Here is a 19832-nt window from a genome sequence, read left to right as displayed (position 1 = left end):
TTCAGTTCGGGTTCTGGCGACCGGCGTCGCAACGTGCGCGGTCGCCCCGCTCGCAGGCGGCGACGGTGGCGCGCCAGTCCGCCATTTGCCGTTCGTAGTCGACCTGGGCCTGGGCCGCAGTCTTCACGTCCGCCTCGTGACGCTGGCGTTCGATCTCGGCCGCCTCCAGTTCCGCCTGATACTGGGCTTGCGCCTTGGCGTGGATGGCGGCGTTGGCGCGGTCCTCGTTCTCGGCCAGGTCGTTCTGAGCCGTGATTTCGTCGTTCAGCGCCTGCGTGCGGCGTAGTTCGTCGGGGTCCTGGGCCGAATCCGGGGCGCGGCGATAGCGCTCGCCCTGGCTGCGCAGCAGGTCGGCCACCGGGTCGCTAGGGGCCGCCTGTGCCGGCTTGGCGGGCTTCGGGGTCTGGGCCAGGCTCGGCGCCGTCAGGAGGGCGCTCAGGGCGGTGCTAAGGGCGACCGCGAGCAGGACGGTGCGGTGCGGGGCATGGGTCATGGGTCTGTCCTTGGCGAACAAATGAGGCCGGATCGAAGCTTGGCCTTTCCAGCCTAGACCGAAACAACGTCCGGGTGGGGAAATGGCTGCGGCGCTCAGGCCGGCAGGCGCAACTCGAAAGTGGTGCCCTCCGGCCCGGTGCCCAGCAGGCGCAACTCGCCGCCGTGATTGGCCGCCAGCTCGCGCGAAATGGTCAGGCCCAGGCCGGTGCCTTCGGAGGCGCGGCCGCTGACGAAGGGCTCGAACAGCCGTCCGGCCAGGCGCTCGGGGATGCCCGGACCGTCGTCGGTGATGCACAGCGCCACGACGCCGTCGCGGGTCTCGGCGCGGACGGTGATCCGGCCCTTCTTTTCGCGCGCGGGATCGCTCTCGATGGCCTGACGGGCGTTGCGCATCAGGTTGACCAGGATCCGGTGAAGTTGGTCGCTGTCGGCGTTGACGGTGAAGCGGGCGGGCAGGTCGCGGATCAGGCGCACGCCATCGTCTTCCAGTCCGGCGTCCTCGGCGGCGATGGCGACGACGCGGGCCAGCAGCATCTTCTGCAGTTGCGGCGCGGCCTCTTCGGACTTGCCGTATTCCAGCACGTTGCGGGCCAGGGCGGCGGCGCGGCCTAGGGCGCGCTCCAGCCGGGGCAAGGCCTTGGCCACCAGGGGGTCGGAGGAACTGGACAGGCGCTCGGACGCCATCTGGGCCGAGGTCAGCATGTTGCGCAGGTCGTGGTTGATCTTGGCCACGGCCTCGCCCAGGGCCACCAGACGGGCGCGCGAGCGCAGGGACTGGCGCACCTCCTCCTGCATCCGCGCCAGTTCGCGCTCGACCCGGCCGATCTCGTCGTGACGGTCGGACGGGGGCTCGCCGGGGCTTTCCGGGTCGGCGGCGAAGCGCTCGATGGCGCGGGTCACCCGGCGCAACGGCGCCAGCACTAGGAAGGACAGGGAGGCGTAGAGCAAGGCCCCCGCGACCACGGCGATCAGCAGCGACATGGTCAGGCTGTTCAGCAGGAAGCTTTTCAGTTCGAGCTTGAGCGGCTGGGCCGGGGCCAGGATCTCGATGAAGTCGCCCGAGCGATAGCGCGGCTTGGCCTGAACCCGCAGCGAACGATCCGGGTGGCCGAACAGGGTCTTCCACGGGTCAAGCAGCCGGGCGCCGACGTTGCGCTGGCGCAGGTCGATCAGTTCGGGCGCGCGCGGCAGGTTGGGGGCCTGCAGCAGCAGGCGGCGCACGCCTTGTTCGCCGACGACGACGGACTGGACGCCGCCGATACTGAGCAACTGTTCCGCAGTGGAATCCTCGACGGCGGAATAGGGCAGGGCCTCGACCCCGACTGAGGCCAGTTCGGCGCCCTGCAGCCGGTCCATCAGCCAGCGCTCCTGGAAGGAGGCGGCGCTGGGCACGATGATCAGGGCGGCGACCGCCAGGGTGAAGGCCACGGTCAGCAGCAACAGGCGGCTGGACAGGCCGTCGGGGGCGCGCGGCGTCAAGCGCTCACGCCAGACATCCGGGAGACGAACAGCCGCCAGGCGCGCGGTCAGGCCCGTCGCGTCGCGGGGGCGTGTGGGCGGTCTGGTGTCGATGGCGTTCCGTTCCGTCATGCGGCGTCCATGCCGTGCCGAGCCCGCCATTTCTGCACTAATTTGAGCGTCAGGGGCAGCAGCATCGACAGGAAGGCCACGCCGAGCAGCGGCCACATGAATTCGGCGAACAGGCTCTGCAGATTCGGATTGGGATCATCGACCAGGATGTCGTTCAGCCCGGCGCCGATCCAGCAATAGATGATGTGAGCCGGCAGCAGGCCGATGAAGGTGGCGATCATATAGGGCCGCAGGGGGGCCGCCATGACCCCCGCCGCCACATTGATCAGGTGGAAGGGCACAGACACGACAAGGCGCGCCACCAGCACATACCAGAAGGTGTTTTTGTCCACCCCCTCGCAGACCTTCTTCAGCAGGCCCGTATCCTGGGCCGCGCGGCGGCGCAGGGATTCGCCCAGCGCCGTGCGCCCCACATAATAGACGGCCAGGGCGCCGATAGTGGCGGCGAAGGCCGTGGCCACGCCACCGACCCAGGGACCAAACAGATAACCCGCCGTCACAGTGATGAAGACCACGCCCGGCACGACGCTGGCGGTCAGCAGGGCGAAGACCAGCATCAGGGCCAGCAGCGTCAGGATATAGTGCTCGTCCGCCAGGGTCTGAAACGCCGCGCCATGCTCGCGCAGGGTGTCCAGCGAAAGGTAGCGGTTCCAGCCCATGCCGAAGATCAGGGCGATCGCCGCCAGCAGGACGGCGAGGGGCAGAAATCGTTTGACCCGGTTCATCCCTGCTCCGTAACCGACGCGGCTCCGCTTCTCTAGCGGTTTCAGGGGCCTTGCGGGTTTCAGATTGCTTGTCGGCGTTGACTCGTCCGTCGTCGCCGCTTATACGCCCGCCTCCTGCAGCGGATGACTGTTGTCCGTTGTGCAACCCTGTAGCCCTGGAGCCGAACGTGAAGCGGACCTATCAGCCGTCGCGACTCGTGCGCAAGCGCCGTCACGGCTTCCGTTCGCGGATGGCCACCAAGAACGGTCAAAAGATTGTTGCGCGTCGCCGCGCAAAAGGCCGCAAGCGCCTGACGGCCTAACGTCACGCGCCCATTACCCTTCAGGGCGGGCGCATGACCGATCCGATGAAAATCGATCGCCTGACACGGCGGCCCCAGTTTCTGGCGGCCGCCAAAGGTGTTTCTCAGGCCCGCGGCGCCGTGGTGGTCCAGCAACTGGACCGTCAGGACGGACAGACCGCGATCCGCCTGGGATTCACCGCCACCCGCAAGGTGGGCGGAGCCGTGGTGCGCAACCGCTGCAAACGCCGCCTGCGCGAGGCCGCACGCCTGCTGGCGCCCCTGCACGGGCGTCCGGGCTGCGACTATGTGTTCATCGCCCGCATGGGCACGGCGGACCGCGACTGGGACCGTTTGCTTGACGATGTGAAATCGGCCCTTACAAGGCTCGCAACCCCGCGTGCGGCTCCCGATATGGGAGATGCGGCGAAATCGCCCGCCCGCGCCTCTGACGATTCGCGCCCCTCCGGCCAGGACCGCTGACCCCGATGCAGAACGAGAATTCGCGCAACACCATCATCTTCTTCGTGTGCGCGGCCCTGATCATGGGCGTGTACTACTTCATGGTGATGCGCCCGCAGGCCGAGATGCGCCGCCAGCAACAGGTCGCTGCGGCCGAGGCGAAAGCCGCCACGGCGACCGACGCCGGTCTGACTTCGGGCTCCGCCGCTCCGGCCGCCTTTGTCTCTGACCGCGCTCAGGCCCTGGGCACGGCGGCCCGCGTGCCGATCCAGACCGCCACCCTGAAGGGCTCGCTGTCGCTGCAGGGCGCGCGCATCGATGACCTCTACCTGACCGACTACAAAGAGACGCTCGACAAGAATTCTCCGCCGGTCGAGCTGTTCCGTCCGCAGGGCATGGAGCACGCCTACTTCGCCCAGTTCGGCTGGAGCGGCCCCAATGTCCCCGGCGGCGTTCCCGGCCCGAACACGGTCTGGAGCCTGACCAAGGGCGCAAGCCTGACCCCGACCACCCCGGTCGAGCTGACCTGGGACAATGGCGCCGGCCTGCGCTTCACGCGCGTCATCGCCATCGACGCCCAGTATGTCTTCACCGTCACCGACACCGTCGCCAACCTGAGCGGCCAGCCGATCACTATCGCCCCCTATGGCCGCGTCGAGCGCCAGGGCGTGCCGACCGATCTGGGCAAGCAGATGATCCTGCACGAAGGCGCCATCGGCACCTTCGGCGCCAACGGCAAGTTCACCACGGAACAGGTCAAGTACAAGGACTGGGCCAAGAAGCCGCGCATTGAAAATCAGTCGACCGGCGGCTGGCTGGGCATCACCGACAAATACTGGATGGCCGCCCTCATCCCGGACCAGAAGGAAGCCATCGAGGGCCGCTTCGCCGTTCGCGATCCCGACGGTCTGAACGTGCACGAAGCCGCCATGCTGGGCGCGACCCGCACCATCCAGCCGGGTCGCCAGATCGAAGAGACCCAGCGTCTGTTCGCCGGCGCCAAGCGCAACGAAATCCTGGCCGGCTATGAAAAGAGCCTGGACCTGCCGCGCTTCGTCTACGCCATCGACTGGGGCCACCTCTTCTTCCTGACGCGCCCGATCTTCATGATCGTGGAATTCTTCTATGGCGTTCTGGGCAACTTCGGCCTGGCCATCCTGGCCCTGACCGTCGTGGTCAAGCTGATCATGTTCCCGCTGGCCAACAAGTCCTACGAGAGCCTGTCCAAGATGCGGACCCTCCAGCCCAAGATGGAGGAGATCAAAAAGAAATTTAAGGACGACCCGCAGAAGCAGCAGCAGGAGACGATGGCCCTGTATCAGCGGGAGAAGATCAATCCGCTGGCGGGCTGCCTGCCCATCGTCGTGCAGATTCCGGTCTTCTACGCCCTCTACAAGGTGCTGTTCGTCACCATCGAAATGCGCCACGCGCCCTTCTTCGGCTGGATTCGCGACCTGTCGGCGCGCGATCCGTCGACGATCTGGAACCTGTTCGGCGCCATTCCGTGGGACCCGGCGACCCTGCCGCTGGTCGGCAGCCTGCTGAACGGCCCGCTGCACCTCGGCGTCCTGCCGATCGTCTATGGTCTGACCATGTGGCTGCAGCAGTCGATGAACCCGCCGGCCCAGGACCCGATGCAGCGTCAGATCTTCGCCTTCCTGCCCTTCATCTTCACCTTCATCATGGCCCCGTTCGCGGCCGGCCTGCTGATCTACTGGGCCTGGAACAACATCCTCTCGATCGCGCAGCAGTATGTCATCATGCACCGCTTCAAGGCCGAGAACCCGATCGACACCTTCTTCGCTCGCTTCAAAAAGGCCTGACCCTTTGGATCAACCGTCGGACGAGCCCAAGGTTGGAGAATATTCGGACGCCGAGATCGAGGCGGCGCGTGTGCTGTTTTCGCGCCCGGCGACCTTCGTCCTGGGCTGCGCCAAGATCGAGCAGTTGCCCGATCCCGACCTGCCGGAAATCTCGTTCGCGGGCCGCTCGAATGTCGGCAAGTCCAGCCTGATCAACGCCCTGGTTGGGATGCACAAGCTGGCGCGGGCCTCGAACGAGCCGGGCCGCACGCGCGAGGTCAACTTCTTCGATCTTGACGGTCGGCTGCGCCTGGTCGACCTGCCCGGCTACGGTTGGGCCAAGGCGTCCAAGACCACGGTCAAGAAGTTCCAGGACCTGGGCCGCGACTATCTGCGCGGCCGGGTGACGCTGAAACGGGTCTATCTGCTGATCGACGCCCGTCATGGCCTCAAGAAGGTCGACGACGAGGCTCTGGACGCCCTGGACCTGGCCGCCGTCAGCTATCAGATCGTCCTGACCAAGGCCGACAAGCTGAAGAAGGGCGAGGCTGAGAAGGTCCAGGCGGCGACGCTGAAGGCCATCTCCAAGCGTCCAGCCGCCTATCCGGCGGTGCTGGTCACCTCATCGGAAAAGGGCTTCGGCATTCCTGAACTGCGCGCCGAGATCATGCGCACCACGGGCGTCGACCTAGCCTAAACGCCGCGCGCGGGTGAACCGCAACGCTTGAGCGGCGTTGACCCCTCGGTTTCAACGAGAGGGGAGCGCTCCATGCGTTCAGTCATGATCGGCGGCGTCGCCGTCGCCTGCCTGCTGGGTCTGTCGGCCTGCGGAAACAATAACAGCAAGACCGAAGCGGCCGGGGGCGAGGGGGCCAAGAACGTCCCCACTTCGGTCGAGGCCGCGCTGGACGCGCCCCGGCCCGGCCTGTGGCGGGTCACGACCGCCATGGAAGGGGCACCCGGCGGCGCCGCCATCCCCACGCAGGAGGTCTGCGTCACCGAGGCCAAGCTGGAGCCGCCGGCGAACACGCAGCAGGCGGGCGCCGACTGCACCACCCAGGCCTTCGCTCGTCAGGGCGACGCCATGGTCGCCGCCACAACATGCACCCTGCCGGGCAATATGAAGATGGACTCGACCATTCGCGTGACCGGGGACTTCAACAGCCGCTACGTCACCGAGGTGACCACCAAGCTGACCCCGCCGCCCACGCCGCAGATGGCCCAGACCAAGATGACCATGACGGCCGAGCGCATCGGCGACTGCCCGGCGACCTGAGAACGCCGCTATCGTTTCGGCCGGTATGGCGCCGCTGAAAAGCGGCCCCATATCGGTCGGATGATCCCGCTTTCAATTCTCGACCTCGCCCCGGTGCCGGAAGGCTCGGATGTCTCGCAGTCGCTGGCAAACACCCTCGACCTGGCCCGCCACGCCGAGCGGCTGGGCTACAAGCGCTTCTGGCTGGCCGAGCATCACAACATGCCGGGCATCGCCAGCGCTGCGACCTCGGTCGTCATCGGCGCGGTGGCGGCGGCGACCAAGACCATCCGCGTCGGCGCGGGCGGCGTCATGCTGCCCAACCACGCCCCCCTGGTGATCGCCGAGCAGTTCGGCACCTTGAACGCCCTGCATCCCGGCCGTATCGACCTGGGCCTGGGCCGGGCGCCCGGCTCGGATCAGGCGACGGCGCGGGCCCTGCGCCGCACGCTGCAAGGCGACGTGGACGCCTTCCCGCAGGACGTGATGGAACTGATGCAGTGGTTCGCACCGGCCGGCCCCGATCAGCGCATCATCGCCAATCCCGGCGAGGGCCAGGCCGTGCCGATCTGGATTCTGGGGTCCTCGACCTATGGGGCGCAACTGGCGGCCCATCTGGGCCTGCCCTACGCCTTCGCCAGCCATTTCGCGCCCGGCGAGATGATGCGGGCGTTGGACGTCTATCGCCGGACCTTCCGGCCCTCCGAGCATCTGGACAAGCCCTACGCCATGCTGGGCTACAACGCCTTCGCCGCTGAGACGGACGAGGCGGCGCGCCTGCTGTTCACCTCGGTCCAGCAGGCCTTCGTCAACCTGAGAACCGGACACCCAGGCAAGCTGCCGGCGCCGGTCGAGGGCTATTACGAGCGTCTGGACGGCGCCGCGCGCGGCATGATCGACGCCGCCCTGGCCTGTTCCGCTGTCGGTTCGCCCGAGACCGTGCGCGCTCAGACGGAGGCCTTCATCGCCCGGACCGGCGCCGACGAACTGATGGTCACCAGCCAGATCTGGGACCCGGCGGCGCGGGTGCGTTCAATTGAGCTTTTGGCTCAAGCGGTCGGTCAGGCCTGAGGCTCGCCTTCGCCGGGCGGAAGGAAGTGAAGAGGGCCGAGGTGGTCGTAGCTGACATCCTCGGCCAGACGGCGCCAGGCCTCGCCCAGACGGATGGAATCGGCCAGATCCTGGGGTGAAATGACGACACGGTCGGCCAGGCGTTGGCGCAGGCCTTGGCAGGCCGCCAGAAGCGCTGAGGCCTGACGTACGGCGGGGATGTCGGAATGCGCGCCCAAGGCCTCATAGGCGGCGTAGCGCCAGCGTTCGCCATCGGCTGCGCCGACCAGAGTCCATTTCTCGGCCGGGGTCAGGGCGTCCCCCAGCAACTGCCAGGCGCCGCCATCGGCGGGGCGCCGGTAGTGGCCGGGGCGTTGGGGCAGGCCGTGACGTTCATAGATCTGGGCCGCCGCCGCCTCGATGGTTTGGAGCAGCGAGATCAGATCGTCCGTTGGATCGGCCGCCTCGGGCCGCTCGCTGGTCGAGGCTTCTGCGGAAAGCTCGATGCGGCGACGTCCGAAGCGGCCAAACATGGTTTAATCGACGTTGATCGCGCTGGTGACCGAGACATCATAGATCACGCGCGTGACGCTCTGTACGAACTCGAAGAACTTGCGCGCCTCGGCGGCGCCGGAGCGCGGCGCATAGATGATGTCGTCGGGCGCGATCTGGAAATTGCTGGCGATGAAGAAGCCCGAGCCTTCGCGGAGGTTCAGGCGATAGACCACCGGCACGCCGCGCGGCGTGGCGGTCTGCTGGATGCCGAGAGCCTGGGCCACTTCGGGACGCTCAAAACGGAAAACCAGGACCGACTTGGCGTCGGCCAGGTTGGAATCCAGGCCGCCGACGCCGCTGAGCGCCTCGGCCAAGGTCAGGGGGCCGGCCGGCAGTTCGGAACGTCGCACAGCGTTGAAGGCGCCGAAGGAACTGAAGCGGCGGGGTTGATAGACCAGATTGATCTGATCACCACGCTGCAGACGGACGTTCTCGTTGAACTCGGTCGTCACGATCGACATGGGGGCGGTATAGGTCTGTCCGCCCCGCTGGATGCGGACATTGACGTCATAGACGGACCGCGATGAGCCTCCGGCCGCTGCGATGACGTCAAGAATACGATCGTGATTGGCGGAAAGGGGTTGGCGACCGGGGTTGCGCACCTCGCCCAACACCGTGACGGCGTTGGAGGTGTTGCCAGCCGTGGTGACGATGACCTGGGGGTTGCCGACCTTGCCGATCAGTGCGCGACGGACGGCGGCGGACGCCTGGGCCGGCGTCAGGCCCTGGACAGCGACCGATCCGGCGAACGGCACGGGGATGGCGCCATTGCGGTCCACCACCAGCGGAGGAAGAGACTGGTTTCCTCCCTGCATGCTGCTGCCCCCGCTGACGCCGAACAAGGAGCCGCTGGGTTCGAAGATGCTGACCACCAGGGTGTCGCCGACGCCGATGATGTCGGTCGGCGCTTCGCTGGACGCCAGGGCCAGGGTGCTGAACGACTGGGCGGGCGCGGCCTTCAGACGTTCGCTCGTGGCGAAATCCAGGTCCACGATGGCGTAGTCGCCCTGACGTTCAGGGTTGCTGGCGTGCTTGACGACCGCGGCTCCGGACGGCCCGTCGCGCGGTAGCGTCGAGCAGCCGGCAAGAAGAGCGACGATCATCAGACTGGCGGCGGTACGGGTCATTGCAGCTCTGCTTCAGTTATCGCTGAATGCTTACCCGGCTACGGCGCTCGCCGCCAGTGGAAGCATCAGATGATCCTCGATGGACCGGAAATGACCTTGCCAGGTCGGCGCGGAGTAGGCCGGTGCGACTGGACGATGCCGGGTCGCCGCCTCCAGAGCTTCCAGCCAGCCGAGGCCGTCCAGAGGGTCGATCAGGGTGGCCTGGGGCACCAACTCGCGGTGCGCCGGAATGTCTGAAGCGATCAACGGCACGCCCAGGGCGCAGGCCTCTACGGCGGGAAGATCGAATCCTTCAACCGAGGATGGCGCCAGCACGGCCTGGGCGCCTTGCATCAGGGCGGCGAGGGCCGTGTCCGGCAGATTTTCCGCCTGATGCACCAGGCCTTGGAGGTTGGGCGAGCGTTGCAGGTGGTCCAGCACCGCCTCGTTCTCCCACCCATAGCGACCGATCAGCACCAGACGAGGGGCCTGTTCACCCATGCGCTCCTGAAGCCGGCGCCAGATGGTGAGCAGGAAGGCCAGATTCTTGCGCGCTTCGATCGTCCCGACATGAACGAAGTAGGGGTGGCGGATGGCGGTTGGTTCGGGTGTCAGGAAGATCGGTTCCAGCCCGAGGTGGGCGACCTCGACCGGCGGCGCCGGCAGGTGCTCGCGTTCGGCGAAGGCCTGCAGCTCATGGGCGGTGTAGCGGGAATTGACGACGATCCGGGAGGCATGTCGTAGGGCCGTGATGACGCGCCTGCGATGCTTGGCCCCGTCTCCGGGGCGACAGAATTCCGGATGAGTGATGGGGATCAGGTCATGCAGCATGACCACGCGATCAATTCCCTGCGCGCCCAGTCCGGCGAGGATTTCGGGGGTGTTCAGGCTGGTGTGCCCGACATTGAAATAGAGGCGGGCGGGCGGCGGCGCGGCGACGCGCTTGGCGCGGAAATACTGCTTCCAGGCGCGGGCCTTCTTGCGTTTCGGCTGATCGGGGTCGGGCGCCTCGCTCATGACCGAGGCCGTCGGCCGATCGGCTTGAAGAGCGGCGAACAGACGGCGCTCGGCTTCGTTCAGCGCCCGGCTGGTCGACTGGCCGGACCAGCGTCGGCGCAGGTCGACGATGCAGTCGCGGAACCAGGCGTCATCGACCATGGCCAGTTGATCGTGCCGTGACCGGACTGGCACCATGCGATAGTCGGGATGATCAACCAGCCATTCCGCATAGGCCAGGCAGACGCGGTCCACGCCCGTCGGCGCGCTGCGGTCGGTGCGGCTCAGCAGACGGCTGGCGTCGAAGAGGACGTCCTGGGTCATCAGGAGACGTAGCCGGCCTGCATCAGCTCGGCGATGTGGATGATGGCGACCGGGCGGTCGTTCTCGACCACGAACAGGTTGGCGATCTTGTTGGCGCTCAGCAGGTCGACCACGTCGCTCATCCGCGCGTCCGGGTCTACGGTGATGGGGGTTCGGCTCATGATGTCTTCGGCGCGGAGGGCGGCGAAGTCGCTGGAGAAGGCCCGACGGATGTCGCCGTCGGTGATCATGCCGGCGAGAGACCCATCAGCATGCAGCACGGCGACCGCGCCCTTGCGACCGGCGCTGACGGCTGAAACCACGTCGCTGAAGCTGGCGTCCATCGGCACGCTGGCGGGGGTGGCGGCGTTGTCGCCCATCCATTCACGCACGCTCTGCAGGCTCATGCCCAGAGCGCCGCCAGGGTGGTGCAGACCGAAGTCCTCCCGCGTGAAGCCGCGACGGTCCATCAGCACCATGGCCAGGGCGTCGCCGATGGCCAGGGTCATCAGGGTCGAAGTGGTCGGCGCCAGGCCGTTGGGGCAGGCCTCGGCCACCTTGGGCATGGTCAGGCTGACGGCCGAGTGGCGACCGAGGAAGCTGCCGGCGCGCTGGGTGATGCCGATGACCGGGATGTCGTTGCGCTGGCAGTAGAGCAGGGGATCGCGCAGTTCGCGGCTCTCGCCCGAGTTGGAGATCGCCAGAAGCGTGGTGTCGGGGCGCAGCATCCCCAGGTCGCCGTGGCTCATCTCCGCCGGGTGGACGAAGAAGGAGTTGGTGCCGGTCGAGGCCAGGGTGGCGGCGATCTTGCCGCCGATGTGGCCCGACTTGCCCATGCCGGTCACGACCAGATAGCCGGGGCGCGACAGGATGATGTCGCAGGCGCGGGCGATTGAGACGTCGATGGAGCGCTCCAGCGCCTCCAGGGCCTCGATGTTCAGACGCACGACCTCGCGCGCTCGGTCCGTCATCGTGGCGATCTGCTCGGGCGACGAGTGAAGCGTGTTGGGCATGGGCAGGCTCCTGAAACACCGGACCGCTGCGGCGGTTCTTCGTGGCGCATCCGCGAATTGCCCCATCTGGATTGTTCGCACAATGGCGAGGGTGCGGCGGAATTGTCACCTGCGGCGACAACCATCCCGGTCGTTGCGCGTTGAGACCAGTCTCGACAACAGCCAAGAAACGAGTCCGGACCTTATGCTGTCTGCATCCGGGGCGATCGCCTCACGCCTGCCCGAACCGCCCGCCGTCCTGCAAAAGCCCGCCCTGTTCCTGGATCTGGACGGTGTGCTGGTGCCCTTGGCGCCGACGCCGGACGCGGTAGGGCCGGATGCACGCCGGACCGAGGTGCTGAGGCGGCTGACGGATCGGCTGGACGGGCGCGTCGCCATCGTCAGCGGGCGGACCCTGGGCGAAATCGACCGGATCAGCGACGGCGCCGCGCGTGCCGCCTCGGGCGTGCACGGCCTGCAAAGACGACGCGGCGACGGCACCTTCGCCAACCGCGCCCCCGATCCCGCCGTGCGGCGCGCAGTCGCCGCCTTCGACGCTTTCGCCGCTGACCGGCCGGGGGTGATCGTCGAGGACAAGACCCTGGCGGCCGGCCTGCACTACCGCCAGGCGCCCGGCGTGTCTGCCGAGGCCCTGGCCTTGGCGGCGGCGCTGGCGCAGGAAACCGGACTGGCCCTTCAGCCGGGCTCCATGGTGCTGGAGCTGAAGACCCCCGGCACGGACAAGGGCGCGGCCCTGAGCGCCTTCATGGCCGAGGCGCCGTTCATCGGCGCGGTCCCCATCATGGTCGGCGACGACCTGACCGACGAGCATGGTTTCGAGGCGGCCGAGGCCCTGGGCGGGTTCGGCGTCTTGGTCGGTCCCGAGCGTTCGACGGCGGCCCGCTATCGGCTGGAAAACGTCGCCGCCGTTCTCGACTGGCTGGATCAGATTGAAGGAGGCGCCGCATGAGCCGCCCCAACCTCGACCTCGCCCCCATCGGCAACTGCTCGGTCAGCGCCCTGATCGACCGGTCGGGCCGCTTCGTCTGGGCCTGCGCGCCCCGCGTGGACGGCGACCCGGTCTTTTCCGCCTTGATGGACGGCGATGATCCCGAACACGGCTTCTGGGCCATCGAACTGACGGACATGGTCTCGATCGAGCAGGCCTATGTGCGCAACACCGCCGTCCTGCGCACGGTGATGACCGACGAACGTGGGGCCTCGGTCGAGATTCTCGACTTTGCGCCGCGCCACCTGAAGCACTCGCGCATCTATCGCCCGATCGCCTTCGCGCGGGTGGTGCGGCCGCTGTCGGGGGCGCCGCGCATCACCGTGCGGCTGCGGCCCTCGGCGGACTGGGGCGCGCGCCGGGCCCAGCAGACCTCGGGCTCCAACCACATCCGCTATCTGTGCACCGACCTGACGCTGCGCCTGACGACCAACTGCCCCGTCACCCATGTCCAGAACGAGCGCACCTTCCGGCTGGAAGGCGAGTTGGCCTTCTTCCTTGGCCCGGACGAGGGCTATGATCAGTCGGTTGCGGCAGGCGTCTCGGCGGCCCTGGACCAGACCATCCAGCACTGGAAGCTGTGGACGCGGACCCTCTATGTGCCGCTCGACTGGCAGGAGGCGGTGATCCGCGCCGCCATCACCCTGAAGCTCTGCGTCTATGAAGAGACGGGCGCCATCGTGGCCGCCATGACCACCTCGGTGCCCGAGTTCCCCGAGAGCGGGCGCAACTGGGACTATCGTTTCTGCTGGGTGCGTGACGCCTATTATACGGTGCGGGCGCTGAACCGGCTGGGCGCGGTGGACATCCTCGAGAACTACCTCGGCTACCTGCGCAATCTGGTGGATGACGCCAAGGGCGGGCATGTTCAACCCGTCTATGGCGTGGGGCTGGAGGCGGACATCGGCGAGCGGGTGGTCGACAGCGTCGAGGGCTATCGCGGCATGAAGCCGGTCCGCGTCGGCAATCAGGCGCACGAGCATCTGCAGCACGACGTCTATGGGCAGATCGTCCTCCCCCTGGTCCAGGCCTTCTTCGACGAGCGGATGCTGCGGCCCGGCACGATTGACGACTTCCACGCCCTGGAAAAGGTCGGCGACCGCGCCTTCTCCATGCACGATCAGACAGATGCGGGTTTGTGGGAGTTTCGCACCATCGCGCGGGTTCACACCTATTCCTCGGTCATGTGCTGGGCCGCCTGTGACCGGTTGGCCAAGGCGGCGCGGCATCTGGGGCTCGCTGAACGCGGCGAGCTGTGGGACGAGCGGGCGCGCCTGATCCGGGCGCGGATCGAGGCCGAGGCCTATCTGCCGGACGAGGGCCGGTTCGCCGCCAGCTTCGGCGGAACCGAGCTGGACGCCTCTCTGTTGCAGATGACCGACCTGGGCTTCCTCGACGCCCGCGATCCGCGTCAGGTCAGGACCTTCGAGGCCGTCGAGCGCGACCTGAAGCGCGGCCCCTATCTGTTCCGCTATATCCATCCCGACGACTTCGGCGAACCGGAGACGGCCTTCAACTTCTGCACCTTCTGGTTCATCGAGGCCCTGCATCTGAACGGCCGGACCGAGGAGGCGCGGGTCATTTTCGACGAGATGCTGAGCCGGCGCACCCATGCGGGCCTGCTCAGCGAGGACATCGCGCTTCAGGACGGCGAGCTGTGGGGCAACTACCCGCAGACCTATTCCCTGGTCGGGATCATCAACTGCGCGGTTCTGCTCAGTCGCTCGTGGACGGACGCCCGATGAGCCGGTTGATCGTTGTCTCCAACCGCGTCTCGGCGCCCAAGGACCCGGCCTCGGGATCGGTCGGCGGCCTGGCCATGGCCCTGTCGGCGGCGCTGCGCAAATACGACGGCCTGTGGTTCGGCTGGTCCGGCGAGACGATCGAGCAGTTCACCGGCGAGTTGAACATCGAGGACCGAGCCGGCGTCACCGTCGCCACCGTCGATCTGGAGCCGCAGGACGTCGACGAATATTACAACGGCTACGCCAACAAGACCCTGTGGCCCCTGTTCCATCACCGGGTCGATCTGACGGCCTATGAACGGTCCTACGGCGAGGGCTATGAGCGCACCAATCGCCGTTTCGCCGAGGTGCTGCAGCCGCTGATCCAGCCCGACGACATCATCTGGATCCACGACTATCACATGATCCCGATGGCGCGGGACCTGCGCCGTCTGGGGGTGAAGAACAAGATCGGCTTCTTCCTGCACACGCCCTGGCCGGCGCGGCAGTTGCTGGTCACCCTGCCGCATCATCGGCGGCTGGTGGAGTCGATGTTCTATTTCGACCTGATCGGCTTCCACACCCAGGAATGGCTCGGCCTGTTCGAGCGTTACGTCGAGGTCGAGGCGCGGGGGCGGGTGTCGCCCGACCATGTGATCGAGGCCTTTGGCCGCCGGGTCCAGGGCGGGGTCTTCCCCATCGGCATCGACGTGGAGGGCTTTCTGGCCGCGCGCGACTCGGTGCTGGGCGGCAAGACCTATGACCGGATGGCGGCCTCGGCGGCGTTCCGCTCGATGATCGTCGGCGTGGATCGGCTGGACTACTCCAAGGGTCTGGAGCAGCGGCTGCTGGGCTTCGAGCAGTTCCTTGAGGACAACCCCGCCATGCGCGGCGAGGTTTTCTTGCTGCAGGTGACGCCCATCTCTCGCGACGACGTGGATACCTATCAGGACATTCGCGGGCGGCTGGACGCCCTGGCCGGGCGCATCAACGGCGCCTATGCCGACATGGACTGGCAGCCGATCCGCTATTTGAACCGCACCTTCCGCCGGGACCAGTTGGCGGGCCTTTATCGTGCGGCCAAGGTCGGACTGGTCACGCCCCTGCGCGACGGCATGAACCTGGTGGCCAAGGAGTATGTCGCGGCCCAGAACCCCGAGGATCCGGGTGTGCTGATCCTGTCGCGCTTCGCCGGCGCCGCCGAGCAGATGGGCGAGGCCCTGCTGGTCAATCCCTTTAGCCGCGAGGAGTTGTCGGAAGCGATCAAGAAGGCCCTGACCATGCCGCTGAAGGAGCGCATCCGAAAGTGGGAGGCTCTGATGCAGGTGGTGCGCGACACCGACGTGGGCGTCTGGCGCGACAGCTATGTCGGCGCGCTCAGGAAGGTCGCGATCCGCGCCGACGACGAGGTGGTCGCCGACGCGGTCTGATCGGGCCTAGCTGGCCTGGGCATACTGCGGCGGGGCGCCGTCGCGGGCGATGGCGCGCGCGTGGGCGGGCCGCGCCGCCAGCCGCTCGACATAGGCGTCCAGCACCGGGCTTTCGGGTAGGTGCTCACGCGCCCAGGCCACTGTGCTGCCGATCAGGACGTCGGCCACGGTGAAGCGGTCGCCCATCAGCCACGGGCCTTCCCACAAGGCCTCCAGCAGGCGGGTGACAGCGGCGTCGTAGCGGGCCTTGGCGTGGGCGTCGGCGTCCACAACACCCGTGACCTTGTTCCACAAGGAGGGCTCGAACTCGCCGGTTCCCCAGAATAGCCAGGTCAGCAGCGGCCCACGTTCCGGCGCGCCGGGCGGAAAGCCCAGGCCCGCCTCGGGATGCAACCCGGTCAGGTAGAGGGCGACCGCCGCCGATTCCGTGATCAGGGCGCCGTCGTGCAGCAGGGCCGGGACCTTGCCGTCGGGATGGGGGTTCTTCGGATCGGCGGCGCCCGTGCCGTCCATGCGGCGGATGTCGCAATAGTCGATGCGGCAATCGGCCCCCAGTTCCTCGACCAGCCAGACCAGGCGCGAGGAACGGGACCAGGGGGCGTGGAACAGGGTCAACATCGATAATCCTCCCAGATACGCCGCGACGGAGCGTCGGCGGCGGTCCGACTTGACTACTGCCACCCTGCTGCCACCATGCTGTCAGCAGTCTTCGGCGAGGGTGGGGACATGAGACGCGCCGACCGACTGTTCCAGATCATCCAGGTGCTGCGCCGGGCCTCGCGTCCGGTGACGGCCGACGCCATCGCGGCCGAGCTGGAGACGTCCAAACGGACCATCTATCGCGACATCGCCGCCCTGCTGGGCCAGCGGGTGCCGATCCGGGGCGAGGCGGGGCTGGGCTATGTGCTGGACGGCGGGTTCGACCTGCCGCCGCTGATGCTGACCTCGGACGAGATCGAGGCGGCGGTGCTGGGGGCGCAGTGGGTGGCGGCGAGGGGCGATCCTGCCCTGGCGCGGGCCGCGCGCGACCTGACCGCCAAGATCGCCGCCATCGTGCCGGAACGCCTGCGGCCGGTGGTGCTGGAGCCCGCCGTGGCCACGCCCCCGCCCTGGGAGCCGAAGATGGAAACCGTGGACCTGGCGCGGGTGCGCGCCTGGATCCACGCCGGGCGCAAGTTGCGGCTCTATTACGCCGACGAGCAGGGGCGCGAGACGACGCGGATCATCTGGCCCTGCCTGATCGGCTATCATGAAAGGGCGCGTCTGCTGATCGCCTGGTGCGAGACGCGCGAGGACTTCCGCAGCTTCCGCGCCGACCGGGTGGTCGATGCGGAGTTTCTGGACGACCGCTATCCCGGTCGGCCCGCCATCCTGCGCCAGCGCTGGTTCGCAGCGATGGAGGCGCGACGGGCCGCCGAGTGCGGGCCTCAGTAGATTTCGAACAGGCCGGCGGCCCCCATGCCGCCGCCGATGCACATGGTGACGACGCCGTACTTGGCCCCGCGCCGCTTGCCTTCGATCAGGACGTGGCCGGTCATCCGCGCGCCCGACATGCCGTAGGGGTGGCCGATGGACACGGCGCCGCCCGAGACGTTCAGCCGGTCGTTGGGAATGCCCAGGGTGTCGCGGCAATAGAGGACCTGGGTCGCGAAGGCCTCGTTCAGCTCCCAGATGCCGATGTCGTCGATGGTCAGGCCGTGACGCTTCAGCAGCTTGGGCACGGCGAAGACCGGGCCGATGCCCATCTCGTCGGGCTCGCAGCCGGCCACGGCCATGCCGCGATAGGCGCCGAGCGGCTGAAGGTTGCGTTTCACCGCCTCGCCCGCCTCCATGATGACGCAGGCCGAGGCCCCGTCCGACAACTGCGAGGCGTTGCCGGCGGTGATGAACTCGCCTTGCTGGATTTCCTCGCCGCCGCCGAAGACGGGTTTGAGCGCCTTCAGGCCTTCCAGGGTGGTGTCGGGGCGATTGCCCTCGTCCTTGGCCAGGGTCACTTCCTTGGACGTGGTCTCGCCGGTGGCCTTGTCCGTCACCAGCATCGAGGTGGTCATGGCCACGATCTCGGCGTCGAAATGACCGGCGGCCTGGGCCGCCGCCGTGCGCTGCTGCGATTGCAGGGCGTATTCGTCCTGGGCGTCGCGGCTGATGTTGTAGCGGCGGCTGACGACCTCGGCGGTTTCCAGCATCGACATATAGATGTGGGGCGACAGCTTCAGCAGCGCCTCGTCCTTCATTCGATACAGGTTCATGTGCTGGTTCTGGACCAGGGAGATGCTCTCCAGCCCGCCGCCGACCGCCATCTTCTGGCTGTCGAAGATGACCTGCTTGGCCGCCGTGGCTATGCCCATCAGGCCCGAGGCGCACTGGCGGTCCAGGCTCATGCCGGGGACGGAGGAGGGCAGACCCGCCGCCAGGGCCACCTGACGCGCTACGTTCGTCCCGGTCGAGCCCTGTTGCAGGGCCGCGCCCATGATGACGTCTTCAATCTCGGCGGGATCGACGCCGGCGCGGGCGACCGCGTGGCGCACCGCGTGGGCGCCCAACTGCTGGGCCTGGGTGTCGTTGAAGGCCCCGCGATAGGCCCGGCCGATCGGGGTGCGGGCGGTGGAGACGATGACGGCTTCACGCATCTGCGATGCTCCTTCTTTGTTTTAAGGGCGCTATCGCTCGCGACGCGGTCGCTCGCTGCATGAGCGCATTTCCTGCCTAACAAGGAGAGGATAGGCGCCTCACGTCAGGTCAACGCAAGGCGCCTTCGCAAGAAGTGAACATGGGGGGTCACGAGTGCGTCCTGGCCTCAAGTAGCGCGAAGCGCGTTAGGCCCCCTTTCAAGACCCATGATGCTTCTGGGCCTTGGTCAGTTCGATCATGCCCTGAGCCGCGCCCATGTCCGGCACGATCTCGTTCTCGCGGTCCGAGATGGCGTCGAAGCGGGCGGCGACCTGTTCGGCGGCGTCGGGGCCGATGGCGAAGTCGCCTTGGGTCAGGGTGACATAGGCGCGTTCGAAACCGCCGGCGCCGGCGGCCAGGATGGCGCGGGTCGGGGCGTCGCGGCTGACCAGATAGAGCAGGCCGGGCGAAACCAGCTCCGGGCCCAAAGCCTCAAGGGGCAGGGCGGCGCCGAGATCCTCGGTCATGCGGGTGTGGGCGGTCGGGGCCAGGGCGTTGACGCGGATGTCGTTCTTGGCCCCCTCGATGGCCAGGGTCTGCATCAGGCCGACCAGGGCCATCTTGGCCGCGCCGTAGTTGGCCTGGCCGAAGTTGCCGAACAGGCCCGACGACGAGGTGGTCATGACGATGCGGCCATAGTTCTGGGCCCGCATGATGTCCCACACCGCCTTGGTGCAGTGGACTGCGCCCATCAGGTGGACGTCCATGACCAGGCGGAAATCGGCCAGGTCCATCTTGGCGAAAGTCTTGTCGCGCAGGATGCCGGCGTTGTTCACCAGAATGTCGATCCGGCCCCAGCGCGCCATGACCTCGGCCACCATGGCCTCGACCGCTTCGGCGTCGGTGACGGAGGCCGCATTGGCCATGGCCTCGCCGCCGGCGGCCTCGATTTCAGCCACCACGGCCTCGGCTGCCGTGGCCGATCCGCCCGAGCCGTCGCGGGCGCCGCCCAGGTCGTTGACCACCACCTTGGCGCCGCGCGCCGCCAGGGCCAGGGCGTGTTCGCGGCCCAGACCGCCGCCCGCGCCCGTCACGATCGCCACCTGGCCGTCGAACCGAATGCTCATCCCGCGTCTCCGTTGTGTTTCAAAATGGTCCTAGCAGGCCTGATCGAGGGGAAAAACGGGCATTTGTGTTGATGCGGCGCCACACCCGCCGCAATCCTGACTATTAAGACGGAACCTGAGCAATCTTGTGCCGTTCGGCTTCCGAGCGTCACGTGAAAGCGTCGGCCTTGGGAAAACTGAAATTGTGAGGACACAATGAAGCTGAAACTTCTAGCAAGTGTCGCTGCGGCCGGACTGTTCGCCGCTGGCGCCGCTTCGGCTGAGCCGGACGGCTGGTACGGCGCAGTCGACGCCGGCTATCACATCATCGACGACATCAA

The 19832-nt window shown here is 67.5% G+C and carries 20 protein-coding genes; 10 read left to right on the top strand and 10 right to left on the bottom strand.

What is annotated here, in order from left to right; all coding sequences use genetic code 11:
* Position 1 precedes the first annotated feature (1 nt).
* From CQ039_RS14070 to CQ039_RS14060, 3 genes are all read right to left on the bottom strand, one after another.
* Positions 2–493: a cell wall hydrolase gene (locus CQ039_RS14070; protein ID WP_105563759.1), complete on the bottom strand. Its 492-nt coding sequence runs from the start codon at positions 491–493 to the stop codon at positions 2–4.
* Positions 494–588: 95 nt separating this feature from the next.
* Entirely contained in the window at positions 589–2085 is a 1497-nt protein-coding gene (locus tag CQ039_RS14065; RefSeq protein ID WP_105563761.1) for a sensor histidine kinase, read from the bottom strand.
* Entirely contained in the window at positions 2082–2810 is a 729-nt protein-coding gene (locus CQ039_RS14060) for a TVP38/TMEM64 family protein (RefSeq protein ID WP_105563762.1), read from the bottom strand. The genes CQ039_RS14065 and CQ039_RS14060 overlap by 4 nt, the downstream gene beginning before the upstream one ends.
* Positions 2811–2977: 167 nt before the next feature.
* Here CQ039_RS14060 and rpmH point away from each other — a divergent pair, with 167 nt between their 5' ends.
* The 6 genes from rpmH to CQ039_RS14030 all read left to right on the top strand — a co-directional run bounded on the left by rpmH (position 2978) and on the right by CQ039_RS14030 (position 7681).
* Positions 2978–3112 carry a 50S ribosomal protein L34 gene (gene rpmH, locus CQ039_RS14055; protein WP_003164000.1) on the top strand — a complete coding sequence of 45 codons (135 nt, stop codon included), beginning with the start codon at positions 2978–2980 and terminating at the stop codon, positions 3110–3112.
* Positions 3113–3145: 33 nt separating this feature from the next.
* On the top strand, positions 3146–3574 hold the full coding sequence (rnpA, locus tag CQ039_RS14050) for a ribonuclease P protein component (protein ID WP_105563764.1): 429 nt from the start codon (positions 3146–3148) through the stop codon (positions 3572–3574).
* Positions 3575–3579: 5 nt separating this feature from the next.
* The gene (gene yidC, locus CQ039_RS14045; protein ID WP_105563766.1) at positions 3580–5376 is read left to right on the top strand and encodes a membrane protein insertase YidC; all 1797 of its coding nucleotides are present in this window, start codon (positions 3580–3582) and stop codon (positions 5374–5376) included.
* A 4-nt stretch (positions 5377–5380) separates the two neighbouring features.
* The gene (yihA, locus tag CQ039_RS14040) at positions 5381–6052 is read left to right on the top strand and encodes a ribosome biogenesis GTP-binding protein YihA/YsxC (RefSeq protein WP_105563768.1); all 672 of its coding nucleotides are present in this window, start codon (positions 5381–5383) and stop codon (positions 6050–6052) included.
* Positions 6053–6124: 72 nt separating this feature from the next.
* Positions 6125–6631, top strand: a complete 507-nt coding sequence (locus CQ039_RS14035; RefSeq protein ID WP_105563770.1) for a DUF3617 family protein — start codon at positions 6125–6127, stop codon at positions 6629–6631.
* A 60-nt stretch (positions 6632–6691) separates the two neighbouring features.
* Positions 6692–7681 carry an LLM class flavin-dependent oxidoreductase gene (locus tag CQ039_RS14030; protein WP_105563772.1) on the top strand — a complete coding sequence of 330 codons (990 nt, stop codon included), beginning with the start codon at positions 6692–6694 and terminating at the stop codon, positions 7679–7681.
* Here CQ039_RS14030 and CQ039_RS14025 read toward each other — a convergent pair.
* From CQ039_RS14025 to CQ039_RS14010, 4 genes are read right to left on the bottom strand one after another with little or no spacing between them, the layout of a single operon-like run.
* Positions 7672–8193: a hypothetical protein gene (locus CQ039_RS14025; protein ID WP_105563774.1), complete on the bottom strand. Its 522-nt coding sequence runs from the start codon at positions 8191–8193 to the stop codon at positions 7672–7674. The two genes, CQ039_RS14030 and CQ039_RS14025, sit on opposite strands and share 10 nt — an antisense overlap.
* Before the next feature lie 3 nt (positions 8194–8196).
* Positions 8197–9342, bottom strand: coding sequence for a polysaccharide biosynthesis/export family protein (locus tag CQ039_RS14020; RefSeq protein ID WP_105563776.1), 1146 nt, complete (start codon positions 9340–9342; stop codon positions 8197–8199).
* Positions 9343–9372: 30 nt separating this feature from the next.
* The gene (locus tag CQ039_RS14015) at positions 9373–10641 is read right to left on the bottom strand and encodes a glycosyltransferase family 1 protein (RefSeq protein WP_105563778.1); all 1269 of its coding nucleotides are present in this window, start codon (positions 10639–10641) and stop codon (positions 9373–9375) included.
* The gene (locus CQ039_RS14010) at positions 10641–11633 is read right to left on the bottom strand and encodes an SIS domain-containing protein (RefSeq protein WP_105563780.1); all 993 of its coding nucleotides are present in this window, start codon (positions 11631–11633) and stop codon (positions 10641–10643) included. The genes CQ039_RS14015 and CQ039_RS14010 overlap by 1 nt, the downstream gene beginning before the upstream one ends.
* 184 nt (positions 11634–11817) lie before the next feature.
* Between CQ039_RS14010 and otsB the strand changes: the two genes are divergently transcribed.
* Genes otsB through CQ039_RS13995 form a run of 3 tightly spaced genes read left to right on the top strand, consistent with a single transcriptional unit; the run spans position 11818 to position 15775 of the window.
* Positions 11818–12582: a trehalose-phosphatase gene (gene otsB, locus CQ039_RS14005; RefSeq protein ID WP_105563781.1), complete on the top strand. Its 765-nt coding sequence runs from the start codon at positions 11818–11820 to the stop codon at positions 12580–12582.
* Positions 12579–14366 carry a glycoside hydrolase family 15 protein gene (locus CQ039_RS14000; protein WP_105563782.1) on the top strand — a complete coding sequence of 596 codons (1788 nt, stop codon included), beginning with the start codon at positions 12579–12581 and terminating at the stop codon, positions 14364–14366. The genes otsB and CQ039_RS14000 overlap by 4 nt, the downstream gene beginning before the upstream one ends.
* A complete protein-coding gene (locus CQ039_RS13995; RefSeq protein ID WP_105563783.1) occupies positions 14363–15775 on the top strand; it encodes a trehalose-6-phosphate synthase in 1413 nt (470 codons plus the stop codon). Before CQ039_RS14000 ends, CQ039_RS13995 begins: the two co-directional genes overlap by 4 nt.
* Positions 15776–15781: 6 nt before the next feature.
* Here CQ039_RS13995 and CQ039_RS13990 read toward each other — a convergent pair whose 3' ends face one another.
* Positions 15782–16393 carry a glutathione S-transferase family protein gene (locus CQ039_RS13990; RefSeq protein ID WP_105563784.1) on the bottom strand — a complete coding sequence of 204 codons (612 nt, stop codon included), beginning with the start codon at positions 16391–16393 and terminating at the stop codon, positions 15782–15784.
* Positions 16394–16501: 108 nt separating this feature from the next.
* Here CQ039_RS13990 and CQ039_RS13985 point away from each other — a divergent pair, with 108 nt between their 5' ends.
* A complete protein-coding gene (locus CQ039_RS13985; RefSeq protein ID WP_105563785.1) occupies positions 16502–17209 on the top strand; it encodes a YafY family protein in 708 nt (235 codons plus the stop codon).
* Here the strand turns inward: CQ039_RS13985 and CQ039_RS13980 are convergent.
* The gene (locus CQ039_RS13980) at positions 17203–18405 is read right to left on the bottom strand and encodes an acetyl-CoA C-acyltransferase (RefSeq protein ID WP_105563786.1); all 1203 of its coding nucleotides are present in this window, start codon (positions 18403–18405) and stop codon (positions 17203–17205) included. The genes CQ039_RS13985 and CQ039_RS13980 overlap by 7 nt on opposite strands.
* Before the next feature lie 198 nt (positions 18406–18603).
* Positions 18604–19512: an SDR family NAD(P)-dependent oxidoreductase gene (locus CQ039_RS13975; RefSeq protein ID WP_105563787.1), complete on the bottom strand. Its 909-nt coding sequence runs from the start codon at positions 19510–19512 to the stop codon at positions 18604–18606.
* Between the last annotated feature and the right edge of the window lie 320 nt (positions 19513–19832).

The organism is Brevundimonas sp. MYb52, assembly GCF_002979535.1.
Classification (GTDB): Bacteria; Pseudomonadota; Alphaproteobacteria; order Caulobacterales; family Caulobacteraceae; genus Brevundimonas.
The sequence above is the reverse complement of the archived record's forward strand: the minus strand, read 5'-3'. Positions and strand labels throughout refer to the sequence as shown.